We start from the raw sequence: 17,241 nt of genomic DNA, 5'->3' as shown, positions 1-17,241 counted from the left end.
ATGAGCTGGGGCGGCCAGGTGCTCGACACCGTAGCGGCCGAATTCTCGGACGTGGGCGACATCACGCAGTTCACGCGCATCGTCGTTCGGCTGATGCTTGCGGCGGTCATCGGGTTCATGCTCGGCTTCGAGCGCGAGCAGCAGGGCAAGGCGGCCGGCGTGCGCACCCACATGCTGGTGGCCATCGGCTCGGCGCTGTTCGTGCTGATTCCGCAGCAGACCGGCATCGAGCCCGCCGACATGAGCCGGGTGATCCAGGGCCTGGTGGCGGGCGTGGGCTTTCTCTGCGCCGGCACCATCCTCAAGCAGGGCAAGGACGAGCACCAGGTGCAAGGCCTCACCACCGCCGCCGGGCTGTGGATGACCGCCGCGATCGGCATGGCCTGCGGGCTCGGACGCGAAGTGACTGCGGTACTGAGCGCACTGCTGGCGCTGGCCGTGCTCGCGCTGGTGCCGCGCCTGGTCGGCATGGTCGAACGCATGGTCGGGCCGCCGCACATCGAGGAAGACAAGGCCGGCGCAGCGCCGCGCGTGATCGCCTCGCCTGAAGACGACCAGCCGCCGCCGCGCTGAAGAAGAAGAAACAAGCCGCGCCGCAGCGCATCAATCCAGCCGCATTTCGGCATCAATTCGCCGGCACGGGCCCGCTAGCATCGAAGGCTTTTTTCTCTCTCATCCCAACCGCAGGATCGCACCATGCGCAAGCTCTACATCGGCAACAAGAACTACTCGTCCTGGTCCATGCGGCCCTGGATCCTCATGAAGCAGGCCGGCATCCCGTTCGAGGAGGTGAAGGTCCGCTTCGATTCCTTCGAGGCCGACTCGCAGTTCAAGAAGACCATCGGCGCGCTCAACCCGGTGGCCAAGGTGCCGGTGCTGGCCGACGGCGACCTCGTGGTGTGGGACACGCTCGCCATTGCCGAATACCTGGCCGAGACCTTTCCCGAGAAGCAGCTCTGGCCCCGCGCCGCGGCCGACCGGGCCCGCGCGCGCAGCATCTGCGCCGAAATGCATTCGGGCTTGGGCAGCCTGCGCAGCCTCTGCCCCATGAACATCGAGGCGTCGCTCGCCGATGTCGGCGCACGGCTGCTGAAGGACAACCCCGGCCTGCAGGCCGACCTCGACCGCGTCGTGCAGATGTGGAGCGGCCTGCTCGATGCCCACGGCGGCCCCCTGCTGTTCGGCGGCTTCAGCATTGCCGACAGCTACTTCGCACCGGTGGGCACGCGCATCAAGACCTATGGCCTGCCGGTACCGCCGGCCATCAGCGCCTACATCGAGCGCGTGCAGGCACTGCCGGGCGTCAAGGCATGGGTCGACGATGCCCTGGCCGAGAAGGACTTCGTGGCGTTCGACGAGCCCTACCGCACGGCGCGCTGAGGCTCCTCGAATCCAGCCGCCTCAGAAGCGGTAGGTCGCCGAGAGGTAGGTCACGATCGGGTTCAGCTTGAGCCTGGCCTCGCTGGTGGCGATCGGCAGCCCGGTGAGCGTCGTGGTCGTGAGCTTGGCCTTGGTCTTCAGCGGAATGTAGGAGACCGAGAGCGACACGCCCCAGTGCTTGTCGATCTGGTAGGCCACGCCGGCATTGAGCACGGGCGCGAACGAGCTGTCGAGCTTGGCGGTGGTCGAGGTGGAGAACGGCCGCTGGCGCAGCTGGCTGCCCAGCGCGCCCTGCAGCCCCGGCGTCAGCTCGATGTCGCTGTACCAGACGTAGGTCGCGCCCAGGCCCACGAACGGTCGAAAGTCGGCGCGGCCCTCGTTGAAGTAATACTTGCCGAGGATGGTGGGGCTCCATTGGCGCGCCTCGCCCAGTTCGCCCACGCGGCCCAGCGTGCCGGTGCCGTCGAGCTTGAACTTCGGCGGAATGCCGAGCACCCCTTCGACGGCCCAGTGGCTGTCGATGAAATAGACGACGCTCAGGCCCAGCGTGTCCGAATCATTGACCGACGCGCCAGACCCCGTCATCACACTGCGCACCGGCGCCGTCAGCGTGAGCGGCTTGCTCGAGTCCTGCGGCGCCAGATGAAGCCAGCCCGCGCCGACCACCCAGTCGCCAGCGCTCTGCGCCCATGCGCTCCCGGACGCCAGCGCGCCCGCTGCCGTCAGCGCAAGCATTGTTTTCTTCATGACGTTGTTACTCCTTTTGGTTTAAAAACCTGCAGCACGCGGCCTCCACTGCGACAGCGGCTACTTTTCTGGCAAATCGGCGAACGATCGTGCGATCTGCAGATAAATCATCGAACGACCGTTCTATTTTTTCCATCTGGAGTATCCCTACACTGGGCGCATGAAAACCTATCTCGTCGGCGGTGCGCTGCGCGACCGGCTGCTCGGGCGACCGGTGTCGGACCACGACTGGCTGGTGGTGGGCGCCACGCCGGAAGAAATGGCGGCGCGCGGCTACCTGCCCGTGGGGCGCGACTTTCCGGTGTTCCTGCATCCGCAGACCCGCGAGGAATACGCGCTGGCCCGCACCGAGCGCAAGAGCGCTCCCGGCTACCGCGGCTTCACCGTGCACGCCTCGCCCGACGTCACCCTCGAGCAGGACCTGGCACGGCGCGACCTCACGGTCAACGCCATCGCGCTGCCCGCGGAATTCGTGGACGCCGACGGCCGCTTCGAGCCCGACGCCGACAAGCTCGCCGACCCCTTCCATGGCCGGCGCGACCTCGAGCAAAAGCTGCTGCGCCACGTCACCGACGCCTTTCGCGAAGACCCGGTGCGCATCCTGCGGGTGGCGCGCTTTGCGGCGCGCTTCGACGATTTCTCGGTCGCGCCCGAAACCATGGCCCTGATGCGCGAGATGGTCGAAGCCGGCGAAGCCGATGCGCTGGTGCCCGAGCGCGTCTGGCAGGAGCTCTCGCGCGGGCTGATGGAAACCCGCCCGTCGCGCATGTTCGAGGTGCTGCGCGCCTGCGGGGCGCTGGCGGTGCTGCTGCCCGAGGTCGACCGGCTCTGGGGCGTGCCGCAGCCCGAGGCCCACCACCCCGAAGTGGACAGCGGCCTGCACCTGATGATGGTCATCGACACCAGTGCCAGGCTCGAGGCCTCGCTGCCGGTGCGCTTCGCCTGCCTGATGCACGACCTGGGCAAGGGCACGACCGAGCCCGGGCTGCTGCCGCGCCACATCGGCCACGAGAAGCGCAGCGCCGAGCTGCTGCACGCGGTGTGCGACCGCTGGCGCGTGCCGGTCGAGATCCGCGAGCTCGCCGAGGTGGTGGCGCGCGAACACGGCAACATCCATCGCAGCGGCGAACTCACGGCCGCGGCGCTGGTGCGCCTGCTGGAGCGCTGCGACGCGTTTCGCAAGCCGGCGCGCTTTGCCGACGTGCTGCTGGCCTGCGAATGCGATGCGCGCGGCCGGCTCGGCTTCGAGGAGCGGCCCTATCCGCAGCGCGAGCGGCTGCTTGCCGTGCTCGCCACGGCGGCCGGCGTCCCCACCGACGCCGTGGCACGCGCGGCGCAGCAATCCGGCGCCGCCGGGCCGCAGATCGGCGAGGCGATCCACCGCGCGCGCGTGGAGGCCGTGGCGGCATCGCTGGGCTGAAGCCCCGGCGCAGACGTCCGACTTTGGCCGACACGGGAAATGCCAGGCCCGTGTTATGGTTTTCACCGATGCCAATGTCCTCCCAGTTGCCTCCTCCGTTGGGCCGAGATACAGCCCTCTTTCTCGATTTCGACGGCACCCTGGTCGCGCTCGCACCCACCCCCGAGGCGATCGAGATTCCTTCCGCCCTGGTGGCCCTGCTCGAAGACCTGCGCGACCAGCTCGGCGGCGCGCTGGCCGTGGTGTCGGGCCGCCAGATCGATGCCATCGACCGCTTCCTCGCGCCGCTGCGCCTGCCTGCCGCCGGCGAGCACGGCGTGCAGCGGCGCGACTCGCAGGGCCGCATGCAGGAGCAGCACGCACCCGACCTCGTGCCCATCCTGGACATCGCCAACGAACTGGCCCGGGTGCATGAAGGCCTGCTGGTCGAGCGCAAGCACGCGGCCATTGCGCTGCACTACCGGCTCGCACCGCAACTCGAGGCCGTGTGCCGCGACGCCATGTCGCGCGCCATCACAGGCCGGCCGCAGCTCGAGCTGCTGCACGGCAAGTTCGTGTTCGAGGTCAAGCCCACCGGAGTCAACAAGGGCATTGCGATCGAGGCCTTCATGACGGAGGCGCCGTTCGCGGGGCGCCTGCCGGTCTTTGCCGGCGACGACACCACCGACGAGAGCGGCTTCGCGGTGGTGCAGCCGCGCGGCGGCATCGGCATCAAGGTCGGCTCGGGCCCGAGCCTGGCGCTGCACCGGCTCGAATCGCCGCGCGCGGTCTTCGAATGGCTGGTGCAGCTGCGTGACCAGCTGGCTGCGCCGGCCCGCAAGAATGACGAATCTCCGAGGAGCGATGGATGAGCGAGCTGCAACTGCCCCAGGCACCCGAGGACCGCGCGGGCATTTCCATTTCCGGCGCGGCCGGGCCTGCCGACCACGCGCCGGTCGACCCGCGCGTTGCAGCTTCCGGTGCGCCGCGTGGCTTCGGGCCGCCGGCCGAGCCTTCGCTCAACGTGGGCGTGATCGGCAACTGCGCCTACAGCGCGCTCATCGATGCACGCGGGCGCGCCGTGTGGTGCTGCCTGCCGCGCTTCGACGGCGATCCGGTCTTCAATGCGCTGCTGCACCCGGGCGAGGAGGCCGGCGCCTGGGCCATCGAGATCGAGGATTTCGCCTCCAGCAAGCAGTGGTACGAGCCCAATACCGCGGTGCTGCGCACGCAGCTGTTCGACAGCGCCGGCCAGGGCATCGAGATCACCGACTTCGCGCCGCGCTTCTACAGCCGCTCGCGCTACTTCCGCCCGCTGATGATGGTGCGCCGCGTGCGGCCGATTGCCGGCGCGCCGCGCGTGCGGGTGGCGCTCGACCCGCGCTTCCAGTGGGGCGCCTCGGGGCCGCTGGAGGTCACGCGCGGCAGCAACCACATCCGCTACGTGGGGCCCGACGTGACGCTGCGGCTCAACACCGACGCATCGATCTCGCACATTCTTTCGCGCCAGCCTTTCGTGCTCTCGCGCGAATACAACTTCATGTTCGGCGTCGACGAAACCCTGCTCGACGGCATTGCCGACACCGCGCGCAGCTTCGAGCAGGAAACCATCGCCTACTGGCGCACCTGGAGCAAGAGGCTCGCGATCCCGTTCGAATACCAGGACGCGGTGATCCGCGCGGCCATCACGCTCAAGCTCTCGCTCTACGAGGACACCGGCGCCATCGTCGCCGCCATGACCACCAGCATTCCCGAAGCGCCGGGCAGCCAGCGCAACTGGGACTACCGCTACTGCTGGCTGCGCGATGCCTTCTTCGTGGTGCGCGCGCTCAACTCGCTGAGCGAGGTGGGCACCATGGAAGACTACCTGCGCTGGCTCGGCAACGTGGTGATCGGCTCGCACGGCGAGCACATCCAGCCGCTGTACGGCATCGGGCTGGAGCGCGAGCTGCCCGAGTCGATGGTCGAGAACCTCGCGGGCTACCGCGGCATGGGACCGGTGCGCGTGGGCAACCAGGCGCAGGAGCACTTCCAGCACGACGTCTACGGCAACATCGTGCTCGGCGCGGCGCAGGCCTTCCATGACCACCGGCTGCTGAGCCGCGCGGGCGCGGCCGAGTTTCCGCACCTCGAGGCCGTGGGGGAGCAGGCGATCCGCGTCTACGGCACGCCCGATGCCGGCATGTGGGAGCTGCGCACCCGCGCCCGCGTGCACACCAGCTCCGCGCTCATGAGCTGGGCCGCCTGCGACCGGCTCGCCAAGATCGCGCGCGCGCTGGCGCTGCCCGAACGCGCCGCCTACTGGCACGGCCACGCCGCGCGCATGAAAGAAGAGATCCTCGCCAAGTCGTGGTGCGAGGAGCGCCAGGCCTTTGCCGAAAGCTTCGGCGGCCATGAGCTTGACGCCAGCATCCTGCTGATGGTGGAGGTCGGCCTGATCGACGCGCGCGACCCGCGCTTCATCTCCACCGTGGACGCCATGGAAAAGACGCTCTGCGACGGTCCCTACATGCGCCGCTACGAGGCGGCCGACGACTTCGGCAAGCCCGAGACCGCCTTCAACATCTGCACCTTCTGGCGCATCGACGCGCTCGCCAAGATCGGCCGCAAGGCCGAGGCGCGCCAGATCTTCGAGACCATGCTGGCGGCGCGCAACCCGCTCGGCCTGCTCTCGGAAGACACGCACCCGGTCACGGGCGAGATGTGGGGCAACTTTCCTCAGACGTACTCCATGGTGGGCATCATCAATGCCGCCGTACGGCTGTCGGCGCCGTGGGATTCGTGCATATGAGCGCAGCGCCAGGGGTGCACCAATGAGTCGGCTCGTCGTCATCTCCAACCGCGTGGCCGACCCGCGCAAGCCTGCCGCAGGCGGCCTGGCCGTGGCGCTCGGCGAAAGCCTGCAGCAAAGCGGCGGCATGTGGTTCGGCTGGAGCGGCCAGATCGTCGAGAATGGCCCCACGGGCGAAGGCGAGCTGCACATGCAGCAGGCCGGCAAGGTCACCCTGGCCACCATCGACCTGAGCCGCGAGGACCACGACAGCTACTACCTGGGCTACAGCAACGACGTGCTGTGGCCGGTGTTCCACAACCGCCTCGACCTCGCCCACTTCGACGCCGGCTTCATCGGCGGCTACCGGCGCGTGAACCAGCTGTTCGCGCGCAAGCTCAAGCCGATGCTGAAGGACGACGACATCATCTGGATCCACGACTACCACCTGATGCCGCTCGCGGCCGAACTGCGCGCCATGGGCTGCAGGCAGCGCATCGGCTTCTTCCTGCACATTCCGCTGCCGCCGCAGATCATCATTGCGGCCGTTCCGCAGCACGAGTGGCTCATGCGCTCGCTGTTCGCCTACGATTTGATCGGCTTCCAGGCGCAGCAGGACGTGCAGCATTTCGAGCACTACGTGCGCAACGAGGCGCACGGCGAATACCTGGGCGACGAGATGTACCGCGCCTACGGCCAGACGGTGCGCTGCAGCGCCTTCCCGATCGGCATCGACGTCGACGAATTCGCGGCGCTCACGCATGCGAAGGAGTCGCGCGACATGTTCGAGACCATGAAGCGCGAATATTCGCAGCGCCGGCTGCTGCTGGGCATCGACCGGCTCGACTACTCCAAGGGCATCCCCCAGCGCGTGCGCGCCTTTCGCGAGCTGCTCGCCAACTACCCCGAGAACCGCCGCAGCGCGACGCTGATCCAGATCGCCTCGCCCACGCGCGAGACGGTCGATGCCTATGGCGACATCCGGCGCGAGCTCGAATCGCTGTGCGGCGCCATCAACGGCGACTACGGCGAACTCGACTGGATGCCGGTGCGCTACATCCACCGCATGGTGGCGCGCAAGCGCGTGCCGGGGCTGTGCCGCGCGGCCGCGGTCGGGCTGGTGACGCCGCTGCGCGACGGCATGAACCTGGTCGCCAAGGAATACATCGCGGCGCAGGACCCGGCCGACCCTGGCGTGCTGGTGCTGTCGCGCTTCGCCGGCGCGGCCGAGCAGCTGAAGGAAGCGCTGCTGGTGAACCCTTACGACACGCACGGCACGGCCGAAACGGTGCAGCAGGCGCTGCAGATGCCGCTCGAGGAGCGGCGCGAGCGGCACCAGAAGCTGCTGTCGCGCATCCGCGAGCAGGACATCCACTGGTGGCGGCGCAGCTTTCTCGAGGCGTTGCGCCACGCCGCGAGCCAGCGCTAGAAAGCCGCCGCCGCTCAGCTTCCGGTCAACAGCCGCACCAGCCGCATCACCGGCCGGGGCTCGGCGGGCCGGGCCGCAGGTGCCTGCTGCGGCTGCGCATGCACGCGCAGCCGCACCGGCGCCAGCGCCGACAGCTCGATCCAGCCGCCGCGTTCCAGCCGGTGCACGTCGCCCTCGTTCAGCATGGTCTTCGCGGTGAACACGGTTTCGCCGAACCATGCGGGCGGCGACACGAGCAGCGCGCGGCCCTCCTGCATCTCGAGCCAGGTGGCGGGGTCGAGCGCCGCGCGCAGGGCCTCGCCCGGTTGCAGGACGACGGTATCGGGCAGTCGGTCGAGAGTGGTGGGGGACATGGCGCGCCTTATGGAGTGGGTGCGCTCATCGTAGGAATTCGGGCGCCCGGAAAACAGGCACACGCCCAGGCGATTCGCACCGCAACAGTGGCTGCCGCGGCGCATCTGTTATGGTCGTTTTCCTTTGCAACTGCATCTGTTTTCGGATGCGCGATAGGGGGAGCATCGACGCCATGGACTCGCTACCGCTCTACCGCCAGCTCGCAGCGCACTACGTGGACGCGATCCACACCGGCTCGCTCAAGCAGGGCGACAAGCTGCCTTCGCTGCGCAGCCTCATGCGCCTGCACGGCATCAGCCTGTCGACCGCGCTGCAGCTGTGCCGCACGATGGAAAGCGACGGCTGGGTCGAGGCGCGCGACCGCTCGGGCTACTTCGTGCGCCGGCCGCGGCGCCTCGCCATCGCGCCGATGGAGGAGCCCCCGGCCGGCGTGCCGCCCGACCCGGCGCAGTACGTGGGCATTCACGCCAAGGTGTCGGACTTCGTGGCGCGCCGCCGGCAGCTCCCCGAGAAGCTCAACTTTTCCATCGCGCGCGGCGCACCCGAGCTGTATCCCGCTGAGGCCCTGCGCAATGCGATGACGCGCATGCTGCGCCAGCAGCCCGACATGCTGACGGTCGCGGCGCCGCTCAAGGGCCACCGCCAGTTCCGGGAGGTGCTCGCGCAGCGCAGCCTGCGCGTGGGCATGGCGATCTCGCCGGAAGACATCCTGGTCACCAACGGCTGCATCGAGGCGCTCAACCTCGCGCTGCGTGCCGTGGCGCAGCCGGGCGACACGGTGGCGGTGGAGTCGCCCACCTTCTACGGCCTGCTGCAGGTGCTCGAGAGCCTGGGCATGCGCGCGCTGGAGATCCCGACCAGCCCGCAGACCGGCCTCTCGATCGAAGCGCTGGAGCTCGCGATCCGCACCTACGACAACATCAAGGCCGTGGTGGTGGTGCCGCACCTGCAGAACCCGCTGGGCAGCGTGATGCCCGATACCCACAAGGCGCGGCTCGCGCAGCTGTGCGAGCGGCACGAGATTCCGCTGATCGAGGACGACACCTACAGCGAGCTCGTCGACGCCCCGACACCGCCGCGCGCGCTCAAGTCCTGGGATGCCGGCGGCAACGTGATCCATTGCGCCTCGCTGCACAAGATCCTCGCGCCCGGCCTGCGCCTGGGCTGGATCGCGGCCGGACGCTGGCACGCGCGGGTGGAAATGCTCAAGTACGCGCAGACCCGCAACAACGAAGGCCTCTCGCAAAGCGGGGCCGGCCTGTTCATGGCCACCGGCGCCTACGACCGCCATCTGCGCCATCTGCGCGGCTGCCTGAAGACGCAGCGCGAGCAGACTGCCGATGCCATCGCCGGCTACTTTCCGGCCGGCACGCGCATCAACCTGCCGCCCGGCGGGCTGCAGCTGTGGGTCGAGCTGCCCGGGCGCCTGTCGTCGTCGCGGGTCTTCGATGCGGCGCTCGCGGAGCGGATCGTGGTGGCGCCCGGCACGCTGTTCTCCAACTCCTCGCGCTTCGATCACTACCTGCGCATCAACTGCGGCTGGCCGTATGGCGAGGCGGTCGACACGGGCCTGCGCCGCCTGGGCCAGATCATCGAGACGCTGATGAGCCGCGGCGCCGGCGCGGCTGCGGCGCAGCTGCCCGTTCGGCCGATGTCGCCCCCGGCTCCCATCCAGCCGCCCCAGGCGCGCCGGAGTCAGTCGAGCAGTGCCAGGGCGGCGTAGTCGCCGACCTTTTCTCCGAGCCCCGCGGGCACCAGCAGCACGCCGCGCGTGAGCGGCTTGAGCTTGCCGTCGACCTGCGCCTGCAGGCGCGGCAGCAGAAAGTCGCGGTGGTGCCAGAACACGCTGCCGCCCAGGCTGATGCGCTGGAGGTCGAGCGTGGCAACCAGGTTGTAGATCATCCGGCCCATGACGCGGCACAAGGCATCGACGATCTCGATGGCATGCGGTTCACCGCCCGAGGCGGCCGCGAACAGGTCGGGCGCGGGCTGCCCGAAGCGGCGCGCGATCGAGTTGCCCGCCACCAGCGCCTCCACGTCGCCGAGGTTGCCGCAGCCGCAGAGCGCGCCGCTGGCGTCGTCTGCCACGAAGCTGTGGCCCGCATGGCCGGCATTGCCGTTCTTGCCGCGCAGCGCGCGGCCGTCCACGCACAGGCCCACGCCCACGCCGGTGCTCCAGGTGACGTAGGCGCAGTGGTCCATGCCCTGCAGCGCGCCCCAGTGGCGCTCGGCCTCGAGCGCGGCCACGGCGTCGTTCTCGACCCGCACGCGGCTGAAGCGCCGGGCCAGCGGGGCTTCGATGATCGCCGTCATCCAGTTGTTGGGCAGGCCGCGCGCCGGTCCGGCAATGCCGCCGCAGATATTGGGCGTGGCCAGCTCCACCATGCCGTCGCGCAGCTCGAAGGGGCCGGTGGACGAGACGCCCACGCGGTCGATGTCGGCCGGCGCGATGCCCTGTTCGGCGCAGACCTCGTCGATCATCCGCATGATCTGCACCGCCACGGCGTCGTTGTCGCCGGTCTTGGCCGTCGGCTCGCTGCGGCGGCCGAGCAGCGGCGCATCGCTCGAAGGGGAAAGGCTCACGGCCACCTTGGTGCCGCCGATGTCAACGCAGGCTCTCATCGCGTGGTTCTTCTCTCTGGGGTCTCTGGGTTCATCAACGGCGCTAGACGAAGCGCGCCACCAGGGCCGCGATCATGCTGAGCACCAGCGTGCTCGAGATCGGCAGCTGCCATTCGCGGCCGAAGGCGCGGAATTCGAAATCGCCCGGCAGCCGCCCGAAGCCGAACCGGCGCAGCCAGGCCGTGAGGCCGCTCATGAGCACCAGGGCAAGGACGACGACGATCAGCCAGCGGATCATGGGAACAGTCTAGGCCGGTTCAAGCCTGGGTCGCGAGGATGGCCATTGCCTGCCTGTGGAGCTCGGGCGTGGCCGCGGCGATCACCCGGCCATCGGACTCGAGGCCCAGCGGCCGGCCCTGCCAGTCGGTGATGACGCCGCCCGCGGCCTCGATCACGCCGGCCGGGCCCAGGTAGTCGTAGGGCTGCAGGCCGGTTTCCACCACGAGGTCGATGGTGCCGCCCGCCAACTGGGCATAGCCGTAGCAGTCGCCGCCGAAGCGCCGCATCGCGCACTGTCTGCTCAGCCGGTCGAAGGCCTGCCAGTCGGCGGGCGCGAAGATGTCGGGCGAGGTGGTGACGATGCGCGCTTTGGCCACGTCGGTACAGCTGCTCGCATGCACCGGCTGGCCATCACGCGTGGCGCCCCGGCCGGCCTGGCCGATCCAGCGCTCCTTGAGCACCGGCATGTCGATCATGCCCAGCACCACGCGCGAGCCCTGCAGCACGCCGATCAGCGTGCCCCAGAGCGGCGATCCGGTGATGAAGCTGCGCGTGCCGTCGATCGGGTCGAGCACCCAGACGCGCTCGGCGTCGAGCCGCTCGAGGCCGTGCTCCTCGCCGAAGATGCCGTCCGCCGCGGCGCGCACGGCAAGGATCTCGCGCATGGCCGTCTCGGCGGCGCGGTCCGCCAGCGTCACGGGGCTCTCGTCGGCCTTGGTGATGATGTCCAGCGGCGTGCGGAAATGGCGCATCGACTGCGCGGCGGCGGCATCGGCCAGGGAGTGCGCAATCGACAGCAGATCGGGGGCGGAAGAGCTCATGGGAAACCAAGCGTGCCAAAACCTGCGATTAGACCCGAGCCGGGCCCGGTTTGACACGCGTGGGGCCACCGCTCTAGCATGGTCCGAAAATTGCCGCATCGACCGCATGGCTTCATTTCAACTTCCGCGTCGCGCCCTGGTGGCGCTTGTGCTCGGCCTTGCGGCCGCAGTGGCCCAGGCCACCCCTTCCGCGTCGGAGCAAAAGCTGATCGACACGCTGATCCTGCGCGTCTCGAAGATGACGACGATGACCTTCATGCGCAACGGCAATGAACACAACGCCGCCGACGCCGCCAAGCACATGCAGGCCAAGTTCGACCACTTCAAAGACGACATCGCCACGGCGGAAGACTTCATCGACCGCTGCGCCTCCCGCTCGGAGGTGACGGGCAAGGCCTACAAGGTCAAGATGCCCAACGGCTCGATGCGGGACGCCAACGAATTCCTCAACGCCGAATTGCGCGCGCTGCGCCAGGGCGGCGGCGGCAAGCCCGGCGCCGGTTGAGCCCGGCCGCATCGGCGCTAAAAGAGTCAGAAGGGCGTGTCGCCCACGATGGTGGTGCGGTTCAGGCGGCGCCGCAGGTGGTCGGGCGTGCCCGCCGCCAGGTGCATCAGCGAGCGGTTGTCCCAGAACACGAGGTCGTGCGGCGCCCATTGATGGCGATAAACGAACTGCGGCTTCACGCTGTGCGCGAACAGCTCGGCCAGCAGCGCATCGCTTTCCTGCTGCGGCAGGCCGACGATGCGCGTCGTGAAATGCTCGCTGACGAACAGCGCCTTGCGGCCGGTCTCGGGGTGCGTGCGCACCACCGGCTGAACGGCAGGCGCGACCTGGTCGATCTGTTCCTGCGAGAGCTTGGGCCGCCACGGATTCTTCGCGCGCAGCTCGTCGTACTTGGCGAGGTAGCTGTGCTCGGCCTTGAGCGGCAGGATGCGCTGCTGCAGCTCGGGGGAGAGCGTTTCCCACGCAAGGTGCTGGTCGGCAAAGAGCGTGTCGCCGCCTTCGCTCGGCAACTCCTGCGCATGCAGCAGCGAGCCCAGGCTGGGCTGGGGCTTGTACGAGATGTCCGAATGCCAGTAGACCCCCGCATCGCCCAGGCCGATGGGCTCGCCGTTCTCCTTGATGTTGGAGACGATCAGGATCTCGGGATGGTTCTTCAGGTGGAACTGGTGCAGCACATGGATCTCGAGCGGGCCGAAGCGGCGGCTGAATTCGATGTGCTCTGCCGGGGTGATCTGCTGGTTGCGGAACACCAGCACGTGGTGGTCCAGGTGGGCGCGGTGGATGCGAGCGAAATCTTCGTCGTTGATGGGCTTCGAGATGTCGAGGCCGACGATTTCTGCGCCCACGGGGGCGTTGAAGGGACGCACTTCGAAGTGCTGGGGGGCGGTCATTTCGCCAATGTAGGTTTTAGTGAGGGGGTTCTCAACGACATCTTTGTTGGTTGCTTATGGTTTTTTTGGGGGGCGGGGGCCGGGTCTCGCCCCGGCCCCGGAAAACAAACAAACCAAAGGGTCAAAGCGTATGACTCCGATCCCCTTCAGCAAACCCCATCGCCTCCCACCCCTCGCCCACCGCGAACCCCACCACCTTGAACAGCTCCCCCATCTCATGCTCATGAACGAGCCGAGCCGCCATGCCTCTCTCGGCCGTGCTGCCCTGCCCCATCCGTTCGAGCAGCCCGCAGTTCAGCAGAAAGCGCGCCTGGCTGGTGTAGCCCAGCACCTCGAGCCCGGCCTCCTGTCCCGCGAGCGCGATGCCTGTGAAATTGACGTGCGCCGTGATGTCCTTGTAGCCCACATCCGACAGCGGATCGCCGTCGGCCTGGTGCGCGCGGTGGCACATCACCGTGCCCATGTGGCGCTGCGGGTGGTAGTACTCGCGCTCCGGAAAACCATAGTCGATGAAGAAGGCCGCTCCGCTCTTCAGGCGGTCCGCCAGGGTCGCGACGAAGGCCTCGGCCTGCGGATGGATTTCGGTCAGGTAGTCGTGCTCGCCGGGCACCTCGAACGGCGGCCGCAGCGCGGTCTCGCGGTCGGCCCAGGCCCAGCCGTCGGCGCGCGCATTGCGCACCACGCCGCGCTCGAACCACTGGCCGCCCACGCGCGCCAGCAGCTGCACCGGCATCGCGTCGAGCACCTCGTTGCCGACCACCACGCCCTGCATCGCCTCGGGCAGTTCGCCAAGCCACTCGACGCGGTCTATGTAGCGCGCGAGCGCCTGCTGCTGGCGCTCGCGCAAGGTGCCGGACAGGTCGACGATGCGGTAGCGCACGTCGCCGCGGCCGATCTCGTCGAGCGCATGCAGCAACTGCACGGCCAGAGCGCCCGTGCCGGCGCCGAATTCCCAGACCGTGTCGGTGCCCGTCTTCGCAAGCGCCTCGGCCACCTGCGCTGCGAGCGCCTGCCCGAACATGGGCGTGAGCTCCGGCGCCGTCACGAAGTCGCTGCCCGAAGAGGGCATGTGGCCGAACTTGGCCGAGCTGTTGGCGTAGTAGCCCAGCCCCGGCGCATACAGGGCCAGCGCCATGAAGCGGTCGAAGCCGATCCATCCGCCCGCGCGTTCCACCGAACGGGCAATCAGGATATCGAGGGCGATGGGTAAACTGTTTGTCGTCGTTTTTGTCGTCACCCGCCGATTCTCCCTTCTCTGCCCGCATGAGCACAGCGCCCCTTCCTCCTGTTACGCCAGCCCGCCGCACCGTCCTCGTCACGGGCGCCGGCCGCCGGCTGGGCCGCGAGATTGCGCTGGCGCTGGCCGCGGGGGGCTGGCAGGTGGCAGTGCACTACCGCAGCTCGCGCGCCGAGGCCGAGCAAACGGCGGCCGATTGCGCGGCCCTGTCGGGCAATTCGGCACCGTTCGAGGCCGACCTGCTCGACGAAGGCGCCACCCGCGCCCTGCTGCCGCGCGTGGCGGCGCACTTCGGTGGGGTCGATGCCGTGGTCCACAGCGCGGCGCTCTTCGAGCACGACGACGCCGCGAGCTTCAGCTACGCGCTCATGGAGCGCCACGCGCGCAGCAACACCGGCGCCGCCATCCTGCTGGCGCAGGCGCTGCACGACCACCTGGCGCTGCGCGGCGCGCAGGGCGCGGCGGTGCACCTGCTCGACCAGAAGCTCTGGAACCCCAACCCCGACTTCCTGAGCTACACGCTCTCCAAGGCCGCGCTCGAGGCCGCCACGCCCATGCTGGCGCTGGCACTGGCGCCGCGCGTGCGGGTGGTGGGCGTGGCGCCCGGCCTCACGCTGCCCAGCCACATGCTGGACGAAGACAGGTTCTCGAAGCTGCACAAGCTCTCGCCGCTGGGCCGCTCTTCCACGCCGGCCGACGTGGCGGCCACGGTGAAGTTCGCACTGGAGAACAACTCGATCACCGGCACCACGCTCGTGGTGGACGGCGGCCAGCACCTCATGAAATTCGAACGCGACTTCTCGCTGATGTGAGCCCCACCATGCCTTCCAACCCGATCGGCCGCCAGACACTCACCCTGCAGGGGCTGCGCTTCGACGCCAACCTGGGCATCCTCGACCAGGAAAAGACGGCGCCGCAGCCGATCCAGGTCGACGCCGAACTGCATCTGGGCGCGCAGCCGCTGATGCCGAAGGACGACGACATCTTCCACGTGCTGGACTACCGCAAGGTGCGCCGCATCATCATCGACGAGTGCACGGCCGAGCACGTGAACCTGCTCGAAACCCTCATCGGCAAGCTCGCGCAGCGGCTGTTGCAGCTGCCCGGCGTGGTCGGCGTGCGGGTGAAGATCGCCAAGCTCGAGATCTTCGACGACTGCGAGGTGGCTATCCGCATGGAAGCCGGGGAATGGTGAACCGAGGCAAAATCGGGCCTTCCTCCCCCCGATTTGCCTGACCGAAGCAGCCCACCCATGAACGCCGTCTGGATCGACGAGGCGCCCGTCGCCGGCGCCGCAACCGCCACCAACTCCCTGAAGATCGAGCGCGAAACGCACAAGCTCGAAAAGCGCCTGTGCCGCGAGGTCGGCCGCGCCATCGTCGACTACAACATGATCGAAGAGGGCGACAAAGTCATGGTGTGCGTCTCGGGCGGGAAGGACAGCTACGCCATGCTGGACATCCTGCTCAAGCTCAAGGCCCGCGCGCCGATCCACTTCGACATCGTTGCGGTCAACCTCGACCAGAAGCAGCCCGGCTTCCCCGAAGAGGTGCTGCCCGAATACCTGAGCGAGCTCGGCGTGGACTTCCACATCGAGAACCAGGACACCTACAGCATCGTCAAGCGCGTGATCCCCGAGGGCAAGACCACCTGCGGCCTGTGCAGCCGGCTGCGCCGCGGCATCCTGTACCGGGTGGCGGACGAACTGGGCGCCACCAAGGTCGCGCTCGGCCACCACCGCGACGACATGCTGCAGACCTTCTTCCTCAACATGTTCTTCGCGGGCAAGCTCAAGAGCATGCCGCCCAAGCTGGTGAGCGACGACGGCAAGCACATCGTGATCCGCCCGCTCGCCTACGTGGCCGAGAAGGACCTGGTGCGCTGGGCGCAGCACCGCGAATTCCCGATCATTCCGTGCACGCTCTGTGGCAGCCAGGAAAACCTGCAGCGCAAGCAGGTCGGCGAAATGCTGCGCGAGTGGGACAGGAAGCACCCCGGCCGCGTGGAGAACATGTTCACCGCGCTGCAGAACGTGGTGCCCTCGCATCTGCTCGACGGAACGCGGCACGACTTCAAGGGTCTGAAGGCGACCGGCGTGGCCGACGAAGACGGCGACAAGGCCTTCGATACGCCCTCCTTCGACCTGCTCTCCCAGGCACCTGCAGCCCTGCGCATCCTTCAGGGCTGAGCGGGCAACCCAGGGGAATTTTGGGCCACTGAGCCCGGAGATCCTCATGAAACGTGCGTTTTCAGCTCTTCTTCTGATAGCAACCCTGAGCGGCTGCGCCACCTCCTGGGTGGTCGACAGCGACGTGAAAAGCTTCTCGTCGCTGGGCACCGTGGCGCCCGGCGCCACCTACCGCTTCGAGCGCCTGCCTTCGCAGCAGGCCGACGCCGCCCGGCAGGAATCGCTCGAGGCCATGGCCGCCGCCGCGCTCGACAAGGTCGGCCTGCGCCGCGACGATGCCCGGGCGCAGTACAGCGCGCAGATCGGCGCCCGCGTCACGGCCGGCCTCTCGCCCTGGGCCGATCCGTGGCTCTTCGACGGCCCCTGGGGCTATGGCTACGGCTATCCCGGCTACGCACGCCGCTGGCATGGCGGCGGCTGGTACGGCGGCCCGGCCTTCATGCCGCCCGCGGCCAACCCCTGGTACGAGCGCGAAGTGAGCATCGTGCTGCGCGACATCGGCTCGAACCGCGTGGTCTACGAAACGCGGGCCCGCAACGACGGCCCGTACAACGTCAGCGCGACCATCCTGCCGGTGATGTTCGAGGCGGCGCTGCAGGGCTTTCCGAATCCGCCGCAGGGCGAGCGCCGAGTGAACATCGAGCTGTCCGCGGCAAAGAAGAAATAGTGACGCGCTTCTA

At 68.6% G+C, this 17,241-nt stretch carries 19 protein-coding genes; 12 read left to right on the top strand and 7 right to left on the bottom strand.

Going from position 1 to position 17,241, the window contains the following annotated elements; genetic code table 11:
* Both EJO66_RS18685 and EJO66_RS18680 read left to right on the top strand, forming a co-directional pair.
* Positions 1–573 (top strand): MgtC/SapB family protein, encoded by a 573-nt coding sequence (locus EJO66_RS18685; protein ID WP_124960464.1) that lies wholly within the window; start codon positions 1–3, stop codon positions 571–573.
* Positions 574–696: 123 nt separating this feature from the next.
* A complete protein-coding gene (locus EJO66_RS18680; RefSeq protein ID WP_124960463.1) occupies positions 697–1,380 on the top strand; it encodes a glutathione S-transferase family protein in 684 nt (227 codons plus the stop codon).
* A gap of 21 nt (positions 1,381–1,401) precedes the next feature.
* On the opposite strand, the gene EJO66_RS18675 is transcribed toward EJO66_RS18680, so the two are convergent.
* Positions 1,402–2,127, bottom strand: a complete 726-nt coding sequence (locus EJO66_RS18675; RefSeq protein ID WP_125965759.1) for an OmpW/AlkL family protein — start codon at positions 2,125–2,127, stop codon at positions 1,402–1,404.
* 160 nt (positions 2,128–2,287) lie between these two features.
* On the opposite strand from EJO66_RS18675, the gene EJO66_RS18670 reads away from it, so the two are divergent.
* The 4 genes from EJO66_RS18670 to otsA all read left to right on the top strand — a co-directional run bounded on the left by EJO66_RS18670 (position 2,288) and on the right by otsA (position 7,725).
* Positions 2,288–3,547 carry a multifunctional CCA addition/repair protein gene (locus tag EJO66_RS18670; protein ID WP_124960461.1) on the top strand — a complete coding sequence of 420 codons (1,260 nt, stop codon included), beginning with the start codon at positions 2,288–2,290 and terminating at the stop codon, positions 3,545–3,547.
* A 74-nt stretch (positions 3,548–3,621) separates the two neighbouring features.
* Entirely contained in the window at positions 3,622–4,398 is a 777-nt protein-coding gene (otsB, locus tag EJO66_RS18665; protein WP_124960476.1) for a trehalose-phosphatase, read from the top strand.
* Positions 4,395–6,317, top strand: a complete 1,923-nt coding sequence (locus tag EJO66_RS18660) for a glycoside hydrolase family 15 protein (protein ID WP_124960460.1) — start codon at positions 4,395–4,397, stop codon at positions 6,315–6,317. The genes otsB and EJO66_RS18660 overlap by 4 nt, the downstream gene beginning before the upstream one ends.
* Positions 6,318–6,339: 22 nt before the next feature.
* On the top strand, positions 6,340–7,725 hold the full coding sequence (gene otsA / locus EJO66_RS18655) for an alpha,alpha-trehalose-phosphate synthase (UDP-forming) (protein ID WP_124960459.1): 1,386 nt from the start codon (positions 6,340–6,342) through the stop codon (positions 7,723–7,725).
* 14 nt (positions 7,726–7,739) lie between these two features.
* Here the strand turns inward: otsA and EJO66_RS18650 are convergent, their stop codons facing one another.
* Complete coding sequence (locus tag EJO66_RS18650; RefSeq protein ID WP_124960458.1) at positions 7,740–8,078, bottom strand: hypothetical protein; 339 nt, start codon at positions 8,076–8,078, stop codon at positions 7,740–7,742.
* A 173-nt stretch (positions 8,079–8,251) separates the two neighbouring features.
* Between EJO66_RS18650 and EJO66_RS18645 the strand changes: the two genes are divergently transcribed.
* A complete protein-coding gene (locus tag EJO66_RS18645) occupies positions 8,252–9,802 on the top strand; it encodes an aminotransferase-like domain-containing protein (RefSeq protein WP_124960457.1) in 1,551 nt (516 codons plus the stop codon).
* Here the strand turns inward: EJO66_RS18645 and EJO66_RS18640 are convergent.
* Genes EJO66_RS18640 through hisN form a run of 3 tightly spaced genes read right to left on the bottom strand, consistent with a single transcriptional unit; the run spans position 9,775 to position 11,741 of the window.
* Positions 9,775–10,701 (bottom strand): ROK family protein, encoded by a 927-nt coding sequence (locus EJO66_RS18640; protein ID WP_124960456.1) that lies wholly within the window; start codon positions 10,699–10,701, stop codon positions 9,775–9,777. The two genes, EJO66_RS18645 and EJO66_RS18640, sit on opposite strands and share 28 nt — an antisense overlap.
* 43 nt (positions 10,702–10,744) lie before the next feature.
* Positions 10,745–10,939 (bottom strand): DUF2905 domain-containing protein, encoded by a 195-nt coding sequence (locus EJO66_RS18635; RefSeq protein WP_012746130.1) that lies wholly within the window; start codon positions 10,937–10,939, stop codon positions 10,745–10,747.
* A 19-nt stretch (positions 10,940–10,958) separates the two neighbouring features.
* Positions 10,959–11,741, bottom strand: coding sequence for a histidinol-phosphatase (gene hisN, locus EJO66_RS18630; protein WP_124960455.1), 783 nt, complete (start codon positions 11,739–11,741; stop codon positions 10,959–10,961).
* Positions 11,742–11,847: 106 nt separating this feature from the next.
* Between hisN and EJO66_RS18625 the strand changes: the two genes are divergently transcribed.
* Positions 11,848–12,246, top strand: a complete 399-nt coding sequence (locus tag EJO66_RS18625; RefSeq protein ID WP_125965758.1) for a DUF5329 family protein — start codon at positions 11,848–11,850, stop codon at positions 12,244–12,246.
* Between the two features lie 26 nt (positions 12,247–12,272).
* On the opposite strand, the gene EJO66_RS18620 is transcribed toward EJO66_RS18625, so the two are convergent.
* Both EJO66_RS18620 and EJO66_RS18615 read right to left on the bottom strand, forming a co-directional pair.
* Positions 12,273–13,136: a TauD/TfdA dioxygenase family protein gene (locus EJO66_RS18620; protein WP_124960453.1), complete on the bottom strand. Its 864-nt coding sequence runs from the start codon at positions 13,134–13,136 to the stop codon at positions 12,273–12,275.
* A 121-nt stretch (positions 13,137–13,257) separates the two neighbouring features.
* Positions 13,258–14,373, bottom strand: coding sequence for a class I SAM-dependent methyltransferase (locus EJO66_RS18615; protein WP_124960452.1), 1,116 nt, complete (start codon positions 14,371–14,373; stop codon positions 13,258–13,260).
* 26 nt (positions 14,374–14,399) lie between these two features.
* On the opposite strand from EJO66_RS18615, the gene EJO66_RS18610 reads away from it, so the two are divergent.
* Genes EJO66_RS18610 through EJO66_RS18595 form a run of 4 tightly spaced genes read left to right on the top strand, consistent with a single transcriptional unit; the run spans position 14,400 to position 17,228 of the window.
* On the top strand, positions 14,400–15,185 hold the full coding sequence (locus EJO66_RS18610; protein ID WP_125965757.1) for an SDR family oxidoreductase: 786 nt from the start codon (positions 14,400–14,402) through the stop codon (positions 15,183–15,185).
* 8 nt (positions 15,186–15,193) lie between these two features.
* Positions 15,194–15,568: a dihydroneopterin aldolase gene (locus EJO66_RS18605; RefSeq protein ID WP_124960450.1), complete on the top strand. Its 375-nt coding sequence runs from the start codon at positions 15,194–15,196 to the stop codon at positions 15,566–15,568.
* Positions 15,569–15,625: 57 nt separating this feature from the next.
* Complete coding sequence (gene ttcA, locus EJO66_RS18600; RefSeq protein WP_124960449.1) at positions 15,626–16,561, top strand: tRNA 2-thiocytidine(32) synthetase TtcA; 936 nt, start codon at positions 15,626–15,628, stop codon at positions 16,559–16,561.
* Positions 16,562–16,607: 46 nt separating this feature from the next.
* Entirely contained in the window at positions 16,608–17,228 is a 621-nt protein-coding gene (locus EJO66_RS18595) for a DUF4136 domain-containing protein (protein WP_124960448.1), read from the top strand.
* The last annotated feature ends 13 nt before the right edge of the window (positions 17,229–17,241 follow it).

It is taken from the genome of Variovorax beijingensis (assembly GCF_003951285.1).
In the GTDB taxonomy this organism is placed as follows: domain Bacteria; phylum Pseudomonadota; class Gammaproteobacteria; order Burkholderiales; family Burkholderiaceae_C; genus Variovorax; species Variovorax beijingensis.
This window is presented reverse-complemented; position numbering and strand designations above follow the sequence as displayed.